The 15,558-nt window shown below is 41.9% G+C and carries 16 protein-coding genes; 4 read left to right on the plus strand and 12 right to left on the minus strand.

The window, feature by feature from the left end; all coding sequences use genetic code 11:
- Positions 1–27 precede the first annotated feature (27 nt).
- The 7 genes from WOA13_RS01050 to WOA13_RS01080 form a co-directional block, all read right to left on the minus strand.
- Positions 28–1,023 (minus strand): GNAT family N-acetyltransferase, encoded by a 996-nt coding sequence (locus WOA13_RS01050; RefSeq protein ID WP_342126149.1) that lies wholly within the window; start codon positions 1,021–1,023, stop codon positions 28–30.
- Between the two features lie 160 nt (positions 1,024–1,183).
- Positions 1,184–2,212, minus strand: coding sequence for a GNAT family N-acetyltransferase (locus WOA13_RS01055; RefSeq protein WP_342126150.1), 1,029 nt, complete (start codon positions 2,210–2,212; stop codon positions 1,184–1,186).
- Positions 2,213–2,619: 407 nt separating this feature from the next.
- Positions 2,620–4,719: a histidine kinase dimerization/phosphoacceptor domain -containing protein gene (locus WOA13_RS01060; RefSeq protein WP_342126151.1), complete on the minus strand. Its 2,100-nt coding sequence runs from the start codon at positions 4,717–4,719 to the stop codon at positions 2,620–2,622.
- A 533-nt stretch (positions 4,720–5,252) separates the two neighbouring features.
- Positions 5,253–5,456 carry a hypothetical protein gene (locus tag WOA13_RS01065; protein WP_342126152.1) on the minus strand — a complete coding sequence of 68 codons (204 nt, stop codon included), beginning with the start codon at positions 5,454–5,456 and terminating at the stop codon, positions 5,253–5,255.
- A gap of 172 nt (positions 5,457–5,628) precedes the next feature.
- On the minus strand, positions 5,629–6,492 hold the full coding sequence (locus WOA13_RS01070) for a hypothetical protein (RefSeq protein ID WP_342126153.1): 864 nt from the start codon (positions 6,490–6,492) through the stop codon (positions 5,629–5,631).
- Positions 6,493–6,622: 130 nt separating this feature from the next.
- Positions 6,623–6,898, minus strand: coding sequence for a zinc ribbon domain-containing protein (locus WOA13_RS01075; protein WP_342126154.1), 276 nt, complete (start codon positions 6,896–6,898; stop codon positions 6,623–6,625).
- A 103-nt stretch (positions 6,899–7,001) separates the two neighbouring features.
- Complete coding sequence (locus WOA13_RS01080) at positions 7,002–7,409, minus strand: DUF1801 domain-containing protein (protein WP_342126155.1); 408 nt, start codon at positions 7,407–7,409, stop codon at positions 7,002–7,004.
- 164 nt (positions 7,410–7,573) lie between these two features.
- Here WOA13_RS01080 and WOA13_RS01085 point away from each other — a divergent pair, with 164 nt between their 5' ends.
- On the plus strand, positions 7,574–8,146 hold the full coding sequence (locus tag WOA13_RS01085) for a PGF-CTERM sorting domain-containing protein (protein WP_342126156.1): 573 nt from the start codon (positions 7,574–7,576) through the stop codon (positions 8,144–8,146).
- Between the two features lie 59 nt (positions 8,147–8,205).
- Here WOA13_RS01085 and WOA13_RS01090 read toward each other — a convergent pair whose 3' ends face one another.
- The 3 genes from WOA13_RS01090 to WOA13_RS01100 are packed head-to-tail and all read right to left on the minus strand — an operon-like array spanning position 8,206 to position 9,402.
- Complete coding sequence (locus tag WOA13_RS01090) at positions 8,206–8,910, minus strand: LrgB family protein (protein WP_342126157.1); 705 nt, start codon at positions 8,908–8,910, stop codon at positions 8,206–8,208.
- The gene (locus WOA13_RS01095; protein ID WP_342126158.1) at positions 8,903–9,259 is read right to left on the minus strand and encodes a CidA/LrgA family protein; all 357 of its coding nucleotides are present in this window, start codon (positions 9,257–9,259) and stop codon (positions 8,903–8,905) included. The genes WOA13_RS01090 and WOA13_RS01095 overlap by 8 nt, the downstream gene beginning before the upstream one ends.
- A 5-nt stretch (positions 9,260–9,264) precedes the next feature.
- On the minus strand, positions 9,265–9,402 hold the full coding sequence (locus WOA13_RS01100) for a hypothetical protein (protein ID WP_342126159.1): 138 nt from the start codon (positions 9,400–9,402) through the stop codon (positions 9,265–9,267).
- A 61-nt stretch (positions 9,403–9,463) separates the two neighbouring features.
- On the opposite strand from WOA13_RS01100, the gene WOA13_RS01105 reads away from it, so the two are divergent.
- Genes WOA13_RS01105 through WOA13_RS01115 form a run of 3 tightly spaced genes read left to right on the plus strand, consistent with a single transcriptional unit; the run spans position 9,464 to position 12,534 of the window.
- Entirely contained in the window at positions 9,464–10,375 is a 912-nt protein-coding gene (locus WOA13_RS01105) for a 2-oxoacid:acceptor oxidoreductase family protein (protein ID WP_342126160.1), read from the plus strand.
- Positions 10,375–11,595 (plus strand): hypothetical protein, encoded by a 1,221-nt coding sequence (locus WOA13_RS01110; protein ID WP_342126161.1) that lies wholly within the window; start codon positions 10,375–10,377, stop codon positions 11,593–11,595. The genes WOA13_RS01105 and WOA13_RS01110 overlap by 1 nt, the downstream gene beginning before the upstream one ends.
- 3 nt (positions 11,596–11,598) lie before the next feature.
- A complete protein-coding gene (locus WOA13_RS01115; RefSeq protein ID WP_342126162.1) occupies positions 11,599–12,534 on the plus strand; it encodes a thiamine pyrophosphate-dependent enzyme in 936 nt (311 codons plus the stop codon).
- Between the two features lie 31 nt (positions 12,535–12,565).
- On the opposite strand, the gene WOA13_RS01120 is transcribed toward WOA13_RS01115, so the two are convergent.
- On the minus strand, positions 12,566–13,816 hold the full coding sequence (locus tag WOA13_RS01120; protein ID WP_342126163.1) for a Glu/Leu/Phe/Val family dehydrogenase: 1,251 nt from the start codon (positions 13,814–13,816) through the stop codon (positions 12,566–12,568).
- Positions 13,813–15,498: an acetate--CoA ligase gene (locus tag WOA13_RS01125; RefSeq protein WP_342126164.1), complete on the minus strand. Its 1,686-nt coding sequence runs from the start codon at positions 15,496–15,498 to the stop codon at positions 13,813–13,815. The genes WOA13_RS01120 and WOA13_RS01125 overlap by 4 nt, the downstream gene beginning before the upstream one ends.
- Between the last annotated feature and the right edge of the window lie 60 nt (positions 15,499–15,558).

Consider the following 15,558-nt stretch of genomic DNA (forward strand, 5'->3'; position numbering starts at 1 on the left):
GTGCAGAGAAAGAGATTTACTTTTAAATCATTTCATGACATTACACAATCGTCTCAAAACAACATCTTTTTTTGTATTCCAGCTAATTGAATAATAGGGAACTAATTTTGGATTGAAACCAGTTATAAAATTAGTAAATCGAGGAGTGTTTGCTGCCATCATATTCATATATGAATACTTTTGCCCTTGTAGTTTTTTGAACTCATCATAATAAAGCAAAGTATTAGATCCAGCTTTTCTAAAATCCGGATTTGAGGCTGCAGACCAGGCACATAGTTTATCTTTATCATATAACCTGATATGTGCTGCAACAACTTCTGATGTTTCTGTTTCTGAAACCAACATGTAACCTATTTTTTTAGATTCAATAAATTCAAATACTCTTCTAAAAAATTCAATTGGCACAGGTGGTTTCAAATTTTGCCTTTTGAAGGTCATGGAAAATAGATCATAGAAGATCTTGTAGTCGTCAAAACGTTTTGTGTTTATTTTTGCCTCACGAGCCTTCCGAATATCTCGTTTTATGTTTTTTGAAATATTTTCATCGATGTTTGACTGTAGATCAACATAATAAGCATAAAAAACAGCAGATTTCCATCCATTCCATGTAAATGGCCTTACATCAAGAAAATTAGGGGATAATGTTATGCACATACTATCAAAATTCTGGTCACAAAGAAATTCTCTCAAAGAATTCATTATCTTATGAGTTTCCTGTACCCTTATCCTTTCTTTAGCATTAGGAAATGCTTTGATAACTAACCCTCCATAAGGAGTTAGTTTAGATGTCGAGGACGCAATCTTCAGGATTCCTTTAATGTTTCTGATAAAAAGAGAGCAACCGCCAACTAATTCATCATTTTTAAAGCAGCCATATATCTTTAGATCTTCATCAAGGACATCTCTGCAAATGATCAACCAATCGCTTGTATGAAATATTGTACCATGTGGAGAACTTTTTACAAGATCATCCCAGAGTCCATATTCAGAAGGATCAATTTCCCTAACTTCAAGATCAGACATTCTTATTTCACTATTCCCAATTAAATTGAAGAACACAAATCTTAAATTGACAACTCAATGTGTGGAGATTCTTATTACAAACTCTCTAATTTTCATTATTGTACAAATTCAATGACTACAATTAACTTTATAATCTGATTTTAGCATCCGGTCTGCAAAATTACTTAATAAGACCCTCAACTACCCCATATAATTTTTTAAATTGTAATGCTATTTTTACTTTCCTATTTTCCTTTTTTGCACTATAATAGATTTCTAAATCGAAATTATAACGTGACTTAAAATAGCTAATGGAAGGCATATTTGCACCCTGTATTTCACAATATTTATAACCCATTTTGTGGCCCCATTCCATTATTTTCCATTGGATCAGATCGACAGGATAAATGCCCTTTGTATCAGTTCTAGTAGCACCAACCCATATTGAAATTTTGTCTTTGTAGGTAGTTGCAATTATCCCCGTAACCGGATTTCCATCATACTTTGCCATGAAGATTTTCAGGTTGTCTGGATAATATTTGTGATACAAATCTAAAAAATAATCTTTTGAAGGTGGAAGTTCAACTTCCTGTTCACTTAAACGTCTGGAAAGTGATTCAATTATGAAATTATAGTCCTCAAGATTTCCTTCATAGACCTCGACATCATTTTTTTCGCAGTTTAATATGTTTTTACGGATCTGCTTTTTAAGATCATTCCATGTGGAATCCAAATCTTCAATGTTTTTTACATAATTATATTTTGGAGTTACATCATAACGATTCCATACAAATGGGCGTGCATCAAGTAGATTTGGTGATGTTTCTATAAGTATGAAGTCTGATTTTTTATTTGAATTGAGATAGTGATCTAACTTTAAGCAGAATTCCCGAAAATAATACTCTTTTTTGTCCTGCTTAAGACTATCATAATTTGGAAATATGGGACCCAAATGCTGGATCATTGCACCACTAATTGGAGAATAGAAGCCATTTAAAAAATATTTTTTTTTAGAAAATAATGGAATCGCTGCAATAATTTCGCTACCCAAACAACCAATTAATAGATGCAAATTAGAATTTGTGTGTTTTTCAATAATTCTCAGCCAGCTAATTTCATGAACTATTGTTCCCTGAGGTGATTGTGCTACAATGTCATCCCATAAATGAATTTCATCCTCTCTTAATTCTCTAATTATTATTTCAGACATTCCCGCTCCACCATATACACATGTCTTTTTGACATGTCATCCTGTCATCTTTCATAGAGAGACTTCAATATCTTCTCGTATATGATATTGATTGACCAAACTATCCCTATACTATAATAGATTAAATGGCATTGATATATTTATGCAAAATCGAAACCTATTATTATGAAGTATTAATTGTTAGTTCCATAATAGAAACCAATTTTCAAAAAATTCTTAAAATTCATGGTATATTTGTAATCTCAAAAAGAGGATATATTTGAGCTTATTGATCGTATTTTTTATATGATAAATCTTTTGAATTTCCTTCTAATTTTTGATTATACCTGGATGAATAGAAACTTTCAAAATATATTGTCTTATCCTTCGTGCCTTAAAGTACTTCCAGTCACTAAGAGACCCTCATTTCAAAGTTCATTGAATACAATTGAAAAAGCAGTTCCGGAAGTGGAATCCATAGTAATGGTTCCCCCGATCTGGTCGACAAGCGTGTTCAACAACTGTAACCCTAACGTAGTGCTGTTCCTGTAATTAATTTCCTCAGGGAAGCCTATTCCGTCATCACTTACGATCAGTACGCATTCATTTTCATCCGGATGATGCAGTTCAATGCATATCTGACCGGATTTTTCCGGGAAAGCATGTTTCAGGGAATTGGTCACCATTTCGTTTATGATTATTCCAAGAGGGATCGCTATATCCATACCCAAAAAGATATCTTCAACGTTAAGCTTCAGTTCAACATCCTTATCAACGGAATATGAACTGATGAGTTCATCTGACAACTTCCGGACATAATCTGCAAAATTGATGCTTTCCATATCTGTTGACTGATAAAGTTCTTCATGGATCAACGAGATCGAGACAACACGGCCCCTGCTTTCCATAAATGCCTGGACAACGGAACTATCATCAAACTCCATAGCGCAAAGGTCGAGCAAACTGCATATGATCTGCAGGTTGTTCTTAATACGATGGTGTATCTCCTTTTTACGCATCTCTTCGTTCTTGATCAAGGCTTTTTCTGCGTTCTTGCGTTCAGTGAGATCTCTGGAAGTGGATAGCACGGCTTGCTTGCCATTGTACTCAATAATACGGTTGCTTATTTCTATGGGGACAAGGCTACCATCCTTACAGAAAGCCGTGCTTTCAAATATGGCACTTTCTTCCTCATACAATTGCTTGACGTTATCAGATGCTTTTGATTTATATTCAGGAGAATCCAGATCACTTATTACCATACTCAGCATTTCGTCCCGACTGTATCCTGTGAATTCACAAGCAACTTCGTTCACTTCCAGGATTTTACCTTCTAAATCGTATATTACGGTTGGATCATTGGAATTATTAAAGAATAATCTGAATTTAGATTCCGATCTCTGCAAAGCAGCCATTGATCTTACATTGCTCTTTGTGAGCTTGCTCATATTATCCAGTATCTGGTTGAGACCCACAGGGATCTTTTTAAAATCAACCTGCACATTTGTATCGGCCCTTGTATCAAAATTTCCGTTTAATGCATTATCAGATATCACTTTAAAATCATTTGACATCTTTTTGATGGAATGGTCTGTAGATCGTGAGATCATATAAGCGACCCCGCCTACGAGAATTATTGAAAAACCCGACATAAATAGCAGCCTGTTCCTCAGGATCGCTACTCCTGCAAGCATCTCATCTTTTGGAGCACAGAGTACGAAACTATAGGTCCCTTCAGTGATAGGTTCATAGAACATCACAACCTCTCTGCCGGTGGCAGGGTCAACTGTTTCTATGTATCCATTTTTCCCGTCTTTGATATCGGTTGCCATTTCCGATATCTCCGCTACATCAAAATCATTTAACGTCTTTGTCCCGATCCATTCCTTATGCTCCGGATGGGTCAACAGTTTTCCACTATTACTTGTGACAAAAGCATAACCATTTTCAAAAGCAGAAACCTCTGAGACGACCTCATCAAAATAGTTAAGCGACACATCGACCCCGGCAACTCCAACAAACTCATCATTGATGATTATAGGAGAATCATAGCTCACCACCAGTATTCCCTGGTAAAGGTAAGGTTCTGTGACCACATTTTGTTTGAGTTCCTTTGGACCCTGGTAATATTCTGATGTTTCATAATTTACAAGAGGCTCGACACTTACCTGCTCATCGATTCTGTTCCAGTATGGCACAAACCTTCCGGTCTCATCATGTCCTTCCTCTCCTATGAACTCAGCATCTCTCCCGTCAAAAGCATTGGGTTCATAGCCAACATAAACTCCGACCAGCTGGGGATTTTCCAGGAGCAGGCCCTTTAGTATTTCGTTAACCTCATCCCTGTCAGCATTCTCATAATTGCTCAGTGTTGTTGAGATCGTTTTAACAATACCCTGATTTGTTCTGGTATTACCATCGAAATAATTCGCATAATTTCTGGTCATTTCTATGGACTGCTGATATGCCATTTCCTCCTGCTGGTCCGTTACCGTAGAAATAGTGACTATTGCAGATATTGATAGCACTAAAAAAGCACCTATAAGTCCATAAAAAAGGATTTTTGTCTTCAGGGAGATATCGTTTGATTCCATTTTTGAAACTCGTTTGATTGGCTTTTTAGCAAGGATCTGATTGCTACAGGGGTAACGGTATTACATATAAAGTTATCTTGTCGAAAAGTTAACCTTATTGCATAAGTTTCGTCATGGTATAGATATTTCTACAAAAAAGTGAAGTGGTACTTGAAAATCAATAAATATTGTATATCATTTCGATTGGTTTATAGTTCCAATCATTGACTTCAGATGGTCAGGGAATTAATATATGATCCAATTATGACCTTCTTTTTTCATTTAGTATAATTTATGTTGATTTACCCTCAAACAGATCGGGGTATCTTTTTTAGCAAAATGAACAGATTTCATTGGTCCATCTGTCTTTTTATTTTTTAGTAAATGGTATGTATTGTTCCTCTTTATCGAATATCTGTAACATTCTGTTCAGAATTATCTACAAAGAGTGAACACATTATTTAATTTAAAAAAGTAATTTGTGAAACTTATTCAATTTCCACAAATTCTACATAGTTACTTGAAGTTTTGATAGCTGAATCGAACATGTTTCCATCACGATTGATCTTTCTGATGTATTCGATTTTCTCTTTTTGCATATTTGCTTTATCCAATGCTCTTATAACGCAGTGGATCAAAGCATTGATATCGTTAGCTTCACCGTAAAAAGTACATTTTGGTTTATTGCACATGTTGGCCCCATAACAAATATAATGAAAGAATGAACATTTGTTCAGCGTTCACAGAACGAAAAAGAAATCTTTACAAATTACTAAAACCTTGAAAAAAGGCTTACTTTATATAGCGTACTTAACCTTTAATAAGCTTTGTATCAGTTATCTGTTTCTCAGAAATATAATATGTTCAGACTTTAATTATCCCAAGCAAAGACAACGTGTAATATGACATAATCATAAATGCGGCAGTTGCTTCTCTTTTTGTCCATTCTTTCCGCCCATCCACGAGTCCTTTGAATGCGGATATGTAACTTATCAGATGGCTCTTTTCATGATATTTTCCTTTACTTGCTTCCTTTACCTCGGCTATCGACAGGCATAACCAGAGAAGGAAAATGTATCCTGCCATAAGTGAAAGTAATGAAAAGTTCCGGTGTGACCATGTTCCAAGTATTTCTCCTGAGATCTCATTGAGAAGCGTGAAGACTCCTGTGAAGTATGCAAGTCTTAACAGGTCGAAATTTCTGATCAGCATAAATGCAATTATTAATTTAACAGATATGATCAGTGAATCCTCTTTCAGGTCAAAATAACTGTAATCTGCCACCACAAGCATCAAAAGACTCAGGATAATAAAATGATCTGTAAAATGAAACCATTTAGATTCAGAAAATTGGTTTTCGAATATCTTCCAGAAATTGTAAGAGGACCAGAAAATTGCTCCATACCCGGGCAATATCCAGATCGGAACATTCCCTATAATTCCATTTAGGTATGTAAAATATCCGTATTGTACACCCAGTAATTCATGTATGTATCCAAAAACGGATGCAACAACAAGAAACGTTCGTCCTCCTGTTTTGCTGTTCTTCCAGAAGATCAGCCACAGAACGGAGAGTATGATGGCAGGTGCGAATTCGTCTTCTGTACGGAGATAGTATCCAAGAGTACCTGCTATCATAAAAAGCATGAACAGGAAAAAGTACAATGGGGTATTGACAAGTATTCTGCTTTTATTTTCAATGTATCGCATGGGAATCTGTCCGTTCATTAACAGAACTCCCTTATGTTATGCTGATTATCACTCAGGTTCATGAGTTTAGGTGAATTTGAAAGCAATTTCTCGCCACAAATAACGATCTGCTTTGTGGTCTGCGACACATGTAAGATAAGATCAAGGATCATTTCCATCTCTTGAGCTTTGGAATGTTCTGCTGGCTCAGCTTTTTTGCTTCTTCCAGGGACACAATTCCATATTCATCCATTGCTCTGGAACATTGTTCGATCATTTCTTCCAGAGTTATGTCAGGTTGTATAAACTCACCATTGCGGAAACAATAATTACAATATTCGTCACTCTTTAAGCCATCGGCATTGGTTCCAAAATCCTCATCCTTTTCCAGAGGCATTCCACAACTCTGACAAAAGACCTTGCCTTCAAATTGTTCCATATCCATGTTCTAACCCCGACTCCATTAGTTTAGTACCCATTAAATAATTGTAAAACAGTCTATATCAATCCTACTATAGTAAAATCCGAATAAAAAAAGAGAGTGGATCTCATTCACTTGTTTCTTTCATATATTCCACAGACAGTCTCACCAACTCCCGTAGCACATCCTGATCCACATCCTCCAGCTTCTTGATGTAGAGACAGGATTTACCCGTGGTGTACTTGCCGAGCCTGCTCAGCAGATCATCATATTGCTCAAAGCCGGGCATGATGTAGAGGGTGAGATTCTGCTTCCGGGGTGAGAATCCGGTTAGCATCCATTCTCCTGTTCGCCCGGTGGAGTATTTGTAGGTGTAGTTTCCAAAACCGACGATGCTGTCTCCCCACATGGTGGGTACTTCACCTGTCACTTCCTGCATCAGGTCCATGATCGTGAAAGAATCGCTTCGTTTTTTCTCATTTTCCACAGTATTGAGAAAGTCTTCCACGCTCGCTTCGTTCTTCTTTGTCTTCAATTCTGCTATTAAGGATACCCCCGATGAGCCATGAAAAATTCACGTCAGAAATTAATATGTATAGATAAGATTAAGTATGTTCCTGTTCCCCATTTATATTTAGAAACAATAATTTGCGTTTTAGCATGTTGTTTTATGTTTGAATATTTATGAGGGGAATATCAATGAATTACAAATATCTTTCATGTTTGATACTTATTTTCAGTATCTTTATTAGCGGTTGTGTGACGCTTACATATGATACTAAGGTCGATAGAAATGGTGACATTGCAGAGCATACGATGATCATTGAGACCAGTTCATACGTATATTCGTTAATGAACGAGGAGACAAAGATAAGTGAGATTGTTGCTTCCGAAGGTGGGGAATACAGTGAGGTATGGGAAGGGGACGATGTCCAGATGATCATCAGTGGACTTATTCCACCAAACATTTACACAGAAACAGAGGATGGCTACCTAATATACCGACACACAATAACCGACAATTTCACGACTGATTACTCTGACTTGGGGGCTTCTGCCATAGATGTGCATTATTATCTGGAGATGCCGGGTGATATCGTTGATTCCAATGCAAACGTTGTTGATGGAAATAAGGCAGAATGGCACATGGTAGGCAACACCCAGCCCGAGGACATCTATGCCAAATCTGAACTTCCTTCGATTCCGGGATTTGGATTAATGGCTTCTGTTCTTGGTATCCTGGCTGTAGCATTCTTCTTTAGAAAGGGATAACATCCCTTTCCGTTTACCGTTTTTTTTTAATTTAGTAATTTAGAAGCACTTATCCTGTTTCAAAGTAGTAGCTTAGCCAATATCGGAGCAAGGAATGCCGTTACCAATCCTGCAATACCGATTGCCAGGCCACTCATAGCTCCTTCGGTCTCTCCGATCTCAACAGCTTTTGTGGTACCGAGGGCATGGGACGAGGTTCCTATGGCAATACCGATTGCCACTTCGTCATCTATTCTGAACAACCTGCAAACCTGGGGTCCCATCAGGATACCTGCTATTCCTGTGAAGACTATGGCTGCAACTGTTATGGAAGGCAGGCCACCAAGCTGGTTTGATATCTCGATCCCGATGGGGGTTGTGACGGATTTCGGGATCATGGAAACACTTAGCAGTTCGTCAAGACCGAACATTTTGCACATCAGGATTATGCTCACGATGCCTGCCGCAGACCCAATTCCGATTCCTCCGATTATGGGTATGATATTTTCCCTGAAAAGGCTGATCTTCTTGTACAGCGGAACTGCCAGGATCACTGTGGCAGGCCCGAGGAAGAACGATATGAACTGACCTCCCTGGTTGTAATCTTCAAATGTTATGTGGAAACTTAGCAGAAGGGCAATTATCATCAGCATACTTAGTAGCAGCGGGTTCATGATAGGTGAACGCGTTCTTTTGTAGAGCAGGCTACCTGCGTAGAATGTTGATATGGATATTCCTATTCCGAAGACAGGTGATCTTATCAGACTTTCGATAAGTTCATTCAATTGAACGCCTCCTGTTCATCAACATCTGTACCGTTACGCCGGTCACCACTACGATGATGATGGTGGATACTACTGATATGAACAGCAGGGCAGCCCATTTTCCTTCAAGTATGGAGAAGCAAGTGATCAGCCCGACAGCTGCTGGTATGAAGAAGAATGACAGGTGTTTCAGCAGGAAGTTGCTCACATCTTCTATCATGGAAAGCTTCAGTATTCCGGTAAGCAGAAGTGCCAGTAATAGCAGCATTCCCAGTACACTTCCGGGGATCGGGACGTTAAGGAAATTGTGGAGAGCATTGCCTGCAATGCATATAGAAAGAATAATGGCGAACTGAACGATACGCTTCATTTTTATCACATTCGGATATTTGAGATCAGCCCGGAGTCTTTTACCGGCATCCGGGTGTTGGTGGGTGTAACGTCAGTGGCAGATATTAGTTTTTTCGGTCCGAAATCAGGTCTTTGCTGTTCTGTGGGCGGAAATATTTTCATCTGAACTTATGCATGAGAGGGTTTTTATACACATAAAATCCTAATTATATTGGGGGTATAAATGCTCAGATTGCGATTCCATGGCAGGGGTGGCCAGGGAGCAAAAGTAGCCAGTAGAGTGCTTGGGAGTGCTGCATTTCTGGATGGCTATAATGCTCAGGATTTCCCATTGTACGGTGCCGAGAGGAGAGGTGCACCAATAACGGCCTTTACCCGCATATCCAGAGATGACATCATGGAGCGGGGTTTAGTATCACAACCGGATGTTGTGGTAGTTATGGACGAAACCCTGCTATTGGACCCCCAGTCTTCTCCTTTATCAGGACTTAAAAAAGGAGGTGTCGTTTTTGTTAACACACCCCGTACTCCTTTTGAAACAAAGGAAGGGTACGGTATCGAAGATCATGTGATCACACTGGATATCACAAAGGTCAGCCTTGACATGATAGGACAGCCTGTTCTCAGCAGCCTTGCAGCCGCAGTTGCCGCAAAGGTAGCAGGTATTGGAGAGAAGGCCCTAAGGGATGCTCTGAAAAAGGAACTTTCAGCGATAATTTCTGAAAAGGATCTTTTAGATAGAAATATAGAGGCTGCAATTTATTGTTACAATTCAGTAGAACCGATCAGCATAGAAACCACTGAGAAGGTTCGGGAAAAGGAGAATATTATCTCCATACCTTTTGAAACTGCTCTGGTCTCGAGTCCTTCAATATTATCCAGAGGCAATACACCCTTACGAAGAACAGGTAACTGGCGCATATTCAGACCAGTCTGGGATTATGATGCCTGTACCAAATGCATGACCTGTGTTGCCAGGTGTCCTGAGGGCTGTATCCGGCTGAACGAGGAAGGATACCCGTTCGCAGATTACGAGAACTGCAAAGGTTGCCTGATTTGTGCCGAGGAATGTCCTGTGGGAGCTATCAGTAAAGTGCGGGAGTCGCACTCCCAAACAAAAGAGGGTGATCAGTAATGGCAAAAGAGATGCTTACCGGTAACCGTGCCGCTGCCTGGGGAGTGCGACTGGCAGAAGTTGATTATATTCCGGCCTATCCTATAACTCCACAGACAGAGATCATCGAGACAATTGCAAAGTGGATATCCGATGGAGAGATGGATGCAGGTTTTGTTACCATGGACTCGGAGCATTCCATGATCACGGCAGCAGGCGCTGCTTCAGCAACAGGTGCCAGGACATTCACCACCACATCCAGCCAGGGTTTGATGTATGGTTTTGAGATGCTCTACACGGTGGCAGGATGGAGAGTGCCTCTTGTGATGGTCAATGTATCCAGGGGTTTATCCGCCCCCATCACCCTGGGACCGGACCACAATGATATCCTTGCACTCAGGGATACGGGATTCCTGCAGATCCATTGCGAGACCTGCCAGGAGGTACTTGATTCTGTCCTGATGGCATACAGGCTGGCAGAGGATAAGCGTGTGCTTCTGCCAGTGATGGTGAACATGGATGGTTTTTTCCTTTCATTTACCAGGGAGGCTGTGGAGGTTCCTGATGTGGAAGCTGTCAGGTGCTTCCTGCCGGAATACCAGCCCGAACATGCCTTCTTCAGGGCAGGTCAGCCCATGGCACAGGGAGTTGCGGTCCTTGGCGGGGAGTTCTATTCCTATTTCAAGTACCAGATGCACCTTGCAAGTCAGAATGCTCTTGAGGTCTACAGGGAAGTATCTGATGATTTCGAGAGGATATTCGGCAGGAAGTATGGAACCATTGACGAATATATGATGGAAGATGCTGAATATGTCCTTGTGATGACAAACTCCTTTTCCACCCTTGGAAAAGCTGCTGTAAAAAGAGCACGTGAGAAAGGTATCAAGGCCGGTTTGTTGAGACCAAGGTTCTTACGCCCATTCCCTGATTCTGATATAAGGAATGCACTTAAAGGAAAGAAGGCTGTGGCTGTCATCGACCAGAACATCAGCGTAGGCAAGGGCGGTATCATCTATTCTGAAATGGCCGGCTGCCTGTACAATGAAGAAAACAGGCCCCTTTTGCTATCTTTTATTGGTGGACTTGGGGGGAAGAACATCAGCCAGGAAGAGTTCGATCTCATCTTTGACAAAATGATCCGCACAGTTGATACTAAAGTCGTAGAGCCTCTTCATCTCCTTTACACAGAGAATGAGTGGAAAGGCATAACAAAATTGAAAGATATCGCAGGGAGGCAATGAGATATGGATTCAGAAAACATCAGGTCCATAAAGGAACTGCCACCTGAAGAGAACATGCAACCGGGGACCGCTGCCTGTGCAGGTTGTGGTGGCCTCCTGACCCTGAGATATTGCCTGAAAGCATTGGGGGAAAATATCGTAATCGTAAATGCAGCAGGATGTTTCACTCTGCTTACCATTTATCCATTTTCACCTTTCCGGAATTCCTGGCTTTACACTGCAATGGCCTGTGCACCTGCAGGAGCCCAGGGAGTACGGGATGCACTGGATATACTGATCAAAAAAGGAAAACTTGACCCTGAAGAGAACCTGAAGGTGGTCGTACTTGCAGGCGATGGTTCTGCATACGACATGGCCCTCTCGTCCACATCCGGTGCCATATACCGCAACCTGGACTTCTATTACATCTGTTATGATAACGAGGCTTATGGAAATACCGGATTCCAGCATTCAGGTGCATCACCATTTGGTTCAAGGACAGGAACCACTCCTCCAGGAGAGAAGGTCCCGGTTGGGTCACAGCTTCAAAAGAAGAACCTGTTCGATATATGGAACAGTCACAAGCCACCATACCTTGCAACTGTTTCACCGGCCTATCCTGTTGACCTGATGAACAAGTTCAAAAAGGCTGAGCAGTTCAAAGGGCCAAAGCTTTTCATATCCCATATCCCCTGCCCTCCAGGATGGGGATTTGATCCATCTCAATCTGTCAAACTCGCAAAGCTCTCAGTTGAGACCGGCCTATGGCCTCTGAAAGAGTCGATCCATGGGGAGGTGGAACATACATTTGTCCCGAAGAAGTTCAAGCCTGTGGAAGAATACCTGCAAGCACAGGAAAGGTTCTCCCATCTTTTCAAGCCGGAAAGACAGGAGGATGCTTTGAAAAGTATACAGGAGATGGTGGATGAGTACTGGAGGAAGAACACGTTGCTCCCTTAAATCCCATTCTTTCCTTCATCTTTTTCCTTAATTAAACGAATCCCGGAGCTGATGAGAAAAGGGACCATCGTCTGTAACCCATAGCTTTGTGTATTCTTGATAGGGCAAGTTCCAGGGCAGCTTCCCGTGGAAGTATTTCTTTGTCCGCGGCATTCTTCAACACCAACCTGGTATTGGTACGCACCTTTTCCTCTATGGCCTGAAGTGCTGCACACTCACTAGCTCCCTCATATTCCATGGCAGCACAGATCACTCCTCCAGCGTTGGCAATGAAATCCGGAACGCACAGTATCCCTTTTTCGTGAAGGTATTTTTCAGCTCCCTGAGTGATCGGGATGTTGGCACCTTCTACCACAAGTTTTGTCCTCAGGCGATGCACATTTTCCTCATTCAGGACATCCGGACGTGCTGCCGGGATCCATATATCACAATCAACATCTATGACCGCATCGCGCTCGAGCTTCTGTCCTCCGGGATAATCGACCACGCTTCCTCCGGATTCTTTTAAGGCTATCACTACATCAACGTCAAGTCCGTCCGGGTTATACAACGTTCCTCGTGAATCACCTATTGCAACTACTACAGATCCCTTTTCTGCAAGGAAACGGGCTGCATTCTTACCCACTGCACCAAATCCCTGCACTGCGACCCTGGCTCCTTCAAGCTTGAAGTCACAGAACTCAAGGGCAACTTCAGTGGAATGTCGAAGACCCCATCCTGTAGCTCCTATTTCATCTAATGGAATCCCGCCAAGAACCCTGGGTAGCCCTACTACTCTTCCAATCTCATCCTTGACACTGGCCATGCAGTCCTCATCCGTACCCATGTCAGGGGCGAAGATGTACTCCTCTATCTCTCTCAGTGAGCAGGCAAGGACTCGTATAAGTTCGATCTTCTTTTCCTTCTCCATCTTCGGATCAGCATAGATAACAGCCTTTCCTCCTCCATAGGGAAGGCCTGCGGCTGCATTTTTCAGTGTCATGGCCCTTGCCAGACGGAAACACTCCTCTGTGCTGACATCCGGTGCCATGCGTACTCCTCCGATAGAAGGGCCAGCTGCTACATTATCCACAACAAGCACTGCCTTTAATCCCACAGACGGTTCATATACATGGATGATCTTGCTCGGTCCGAGCTCATCCGCAAATCGAAAGATATCTTCCGTAACAACCCCTCCCTTAAACGTATCCTGACCTACAAGGTTACAGGATATTATATTGTATTTTCTCGCTCCTGGATAATAACATTTGTCAATAGGCTTACTTTTTGATCTTAAATTCAATCCGATCTTTGCCAGAGTCCCTTTTCCTTCAGCTTTTCGATCACATCCCCTTTTGTCTCGAACTCGTTTATCCTGAGCTCTTTGCGTTTGATCTTGCCACTGATGGTCTTGGGAAGCTCCCTGACAAATTCGATCTCCCTTGGATACTTGTAAGGAGCTGTCACTTCTTTGACATGATTCTGGATATCCTTTACAAGTTGTTCAGATGGCTCAGATCCCTCTCTCAGGACAACAAAGACCTTGACGATCTCTCCCCTTATTTGATCCGGACTCGGGATCATTGCAGATTCAAGGACCGCCTCATGTGAATCTACTGCACTTTCTACCTCGAAGGGGCCGATCCTGTATCCTGAACTTAAACAGATATCATCCGCCCTTGATTCGAACCAGATGTACCCGTCATTGTCCATCATTGCAAGGTCACCGGTCAGGTACCAGTTCCCAACGAAGCATTCTGCTGTCTTTTCCGGTTTATTGTGATATCCTTTGAAAAGCATGGGGTGGTTCTTTACCACAGCAATTGTTCCCTTTTCACCTGGCGGTAACTTTTCACCTGTATCAGGATCGACAATTGCTCCCTCAACTCCGGGTGTGAACTTTCCCATGGATCCGGGTCTTATTTCCATTCCTGGCAGGGTGCATGCAATAACGCAGGATTCCGTTTGTCCATATCCTTCCCGCACAGGTACCCCGAACTTTTCTTCGAAGAACTTAACAATGCCCGGGGTGCAGGGCTCTCCTGCAGTTAATATGACCTTTAGTTCAGACAGGTCGTATATCTGATCTGCATCCTCGATCGTTGCCATGGACCTGAGTTCCGTTGGAGTAAAACATGCCCTGTTTATCTTCCATCTGTCAAGCATTTCAAACCATTTTTCAGGCTCGAACCTCCCGGCGTAATGGAAGTTGATAGCTCCTGCATTCAGGACAGCTCCGAAGGGTCCCCAATACCATTTTGCCCAGCCAGGTTCTGTTGTTGCCCAGCATCGCTCGTCAGATTGCGTATTCCACCAGTAGTGCCTGTTCAGCCTGTCGAAGCAGTACATCAATGAATGTGTATGCAATACACCCTTTGGTGCTCCGGTGGTCCCGGAAGTGTAATTTATCGCCAGTAGATCATTTGCAGTAAGCTTTTCGATCTTCAGTTTCCCTGATGCAGCATCAATTTCCTGCTCATAGTTTCTCCATCCTTCCCTCTGGCCTGAAAAGAAAAGGTCGATGGTCGGGATCCTGTCTGCGATACTATCCTTGATCCTGTCTACCTCATCAGCAACTACCCTGTCGTTTGTGATCAAAGCCTTGATCCCTGCATCCAATATCTTGTATTCTATATCCCTGCTTTTGAGCATGATCGTACCGGGAACCACCACGCCACCGATCGCCCAGATGGCGATACTTGTTACATAGACATCTGATCCCCTGGGAAGTATAACCAGCACCCGGTCACCTTTATGGATTCCGGAATCCCGAAGGACGTTCCCTAACCTCATGGCACTATCCCAGATCTCCCGGTACGATGCTTTCTCCACCGTCCCATCCGGGTACCCGGTAACCGTCATCAGCTTTGAGCTGTCTGCTGCCAATTTCCTGATGGTGTCAACAAAATTATAATCTTCAGGAATATCCCAATTGAAGTTCTTTCTTTCTTCTTCATAGTCGAATGCTTCCTTTTCTTTCCCCACTTGATCGTCCTCCTTTGATGTGCGCTTGTCCGGAGTATAATTCCAGCTTTCGTCCTATCC

This window comes from Methanococcoides sp. LMO-2 (assembly GCF_038432375.1).
In the GTDB taxonomy this organism is placed as follows: Archaea; Halobacteriota; Methanosarcinia; order Methanosarcinales; family Methanosarcinaceae; genus Methanococcoides; species Methanococcoides cohabitans.

Bases quoted from the DNA above. Each gene is read 5' to 3' on its own strand.
- WOA13_RS01050 (WP_342126149.1), bottom strand. From the start codon at position 1,023: ATGTCTGATCTTGAAGTTAGGGAAATTGATCCTTCTGAATATGGACTC.
- WOA13_RS01055 (WP_342126150.1), bottom strand. From the start codon at position 2,212: ATGTCTGAAATAATAATTAGAGAATTAAGAGAGGATGAAATTCATTTA.
- WOA13_RS01065 (WP_342126152.1), bottom strand. From the start codon at position 5,456: ATGTGCAATAAACCAAAATGTACTTTTTACGGTGAAGCTAACGATATC.
- WOA13_RS01070 (WP_342126153.1), bottom strand. From the start codon at position 6,492: ATGAACGGACAGATTCCCATGCGATACATTGAAAATAAAAGCAGAATA.
- WOA13_RS01075 (WP_342126154.1), bottom strand. From the start codon at position 6,898: ATGGATATGGAACAATTTGAAGGCAAGGTCTTTTGTCAGAGTTGTGGA.
- WOA13_RS01085 (WP_342126156.1), top strand. From the start codon at position 7,574: ATGAATTACAAATATCTTTCATGTTTGATACTTATTTTCAGTATCTTT.
- WOA13_RS01095 (WP_342126158.1), bottom strand. From the start codon at position 9,259: ATGAAGCGTATCGTTCAGTTCGCCATTATTCTTTCTATATGCATTGCA.
- WOA13_RS01100 (WP_342126159.1), bottom strand. From the start codon at position 9,402: ATGAAAATATTTCCGCCCACAGAACAGCAAAGACCTGATTTCGGACCG.
- WOA13_RS01105 (WP_342126160.1), top strand. From the start codon at position 9,464: ATGCTCAGATTGCGATTCCATGGCAGGGGTGGCCAGGGAGCAAAAGTA.
- WOA13_RS01110 (WP_342126161.1), top strand. From the start codon at position 10,375: ATGGCAAAAGAGATGCTTACCGGTAACCGTGCCGCTGCCTGGGGAGTG.
- WOA13_RS01115 (WP_342126162.1), top strand. From the start codon at position 11,599: ATGGATTCAGAAAACATCAGGTCCATAAAGGAACTGCCACCTGAAGAG.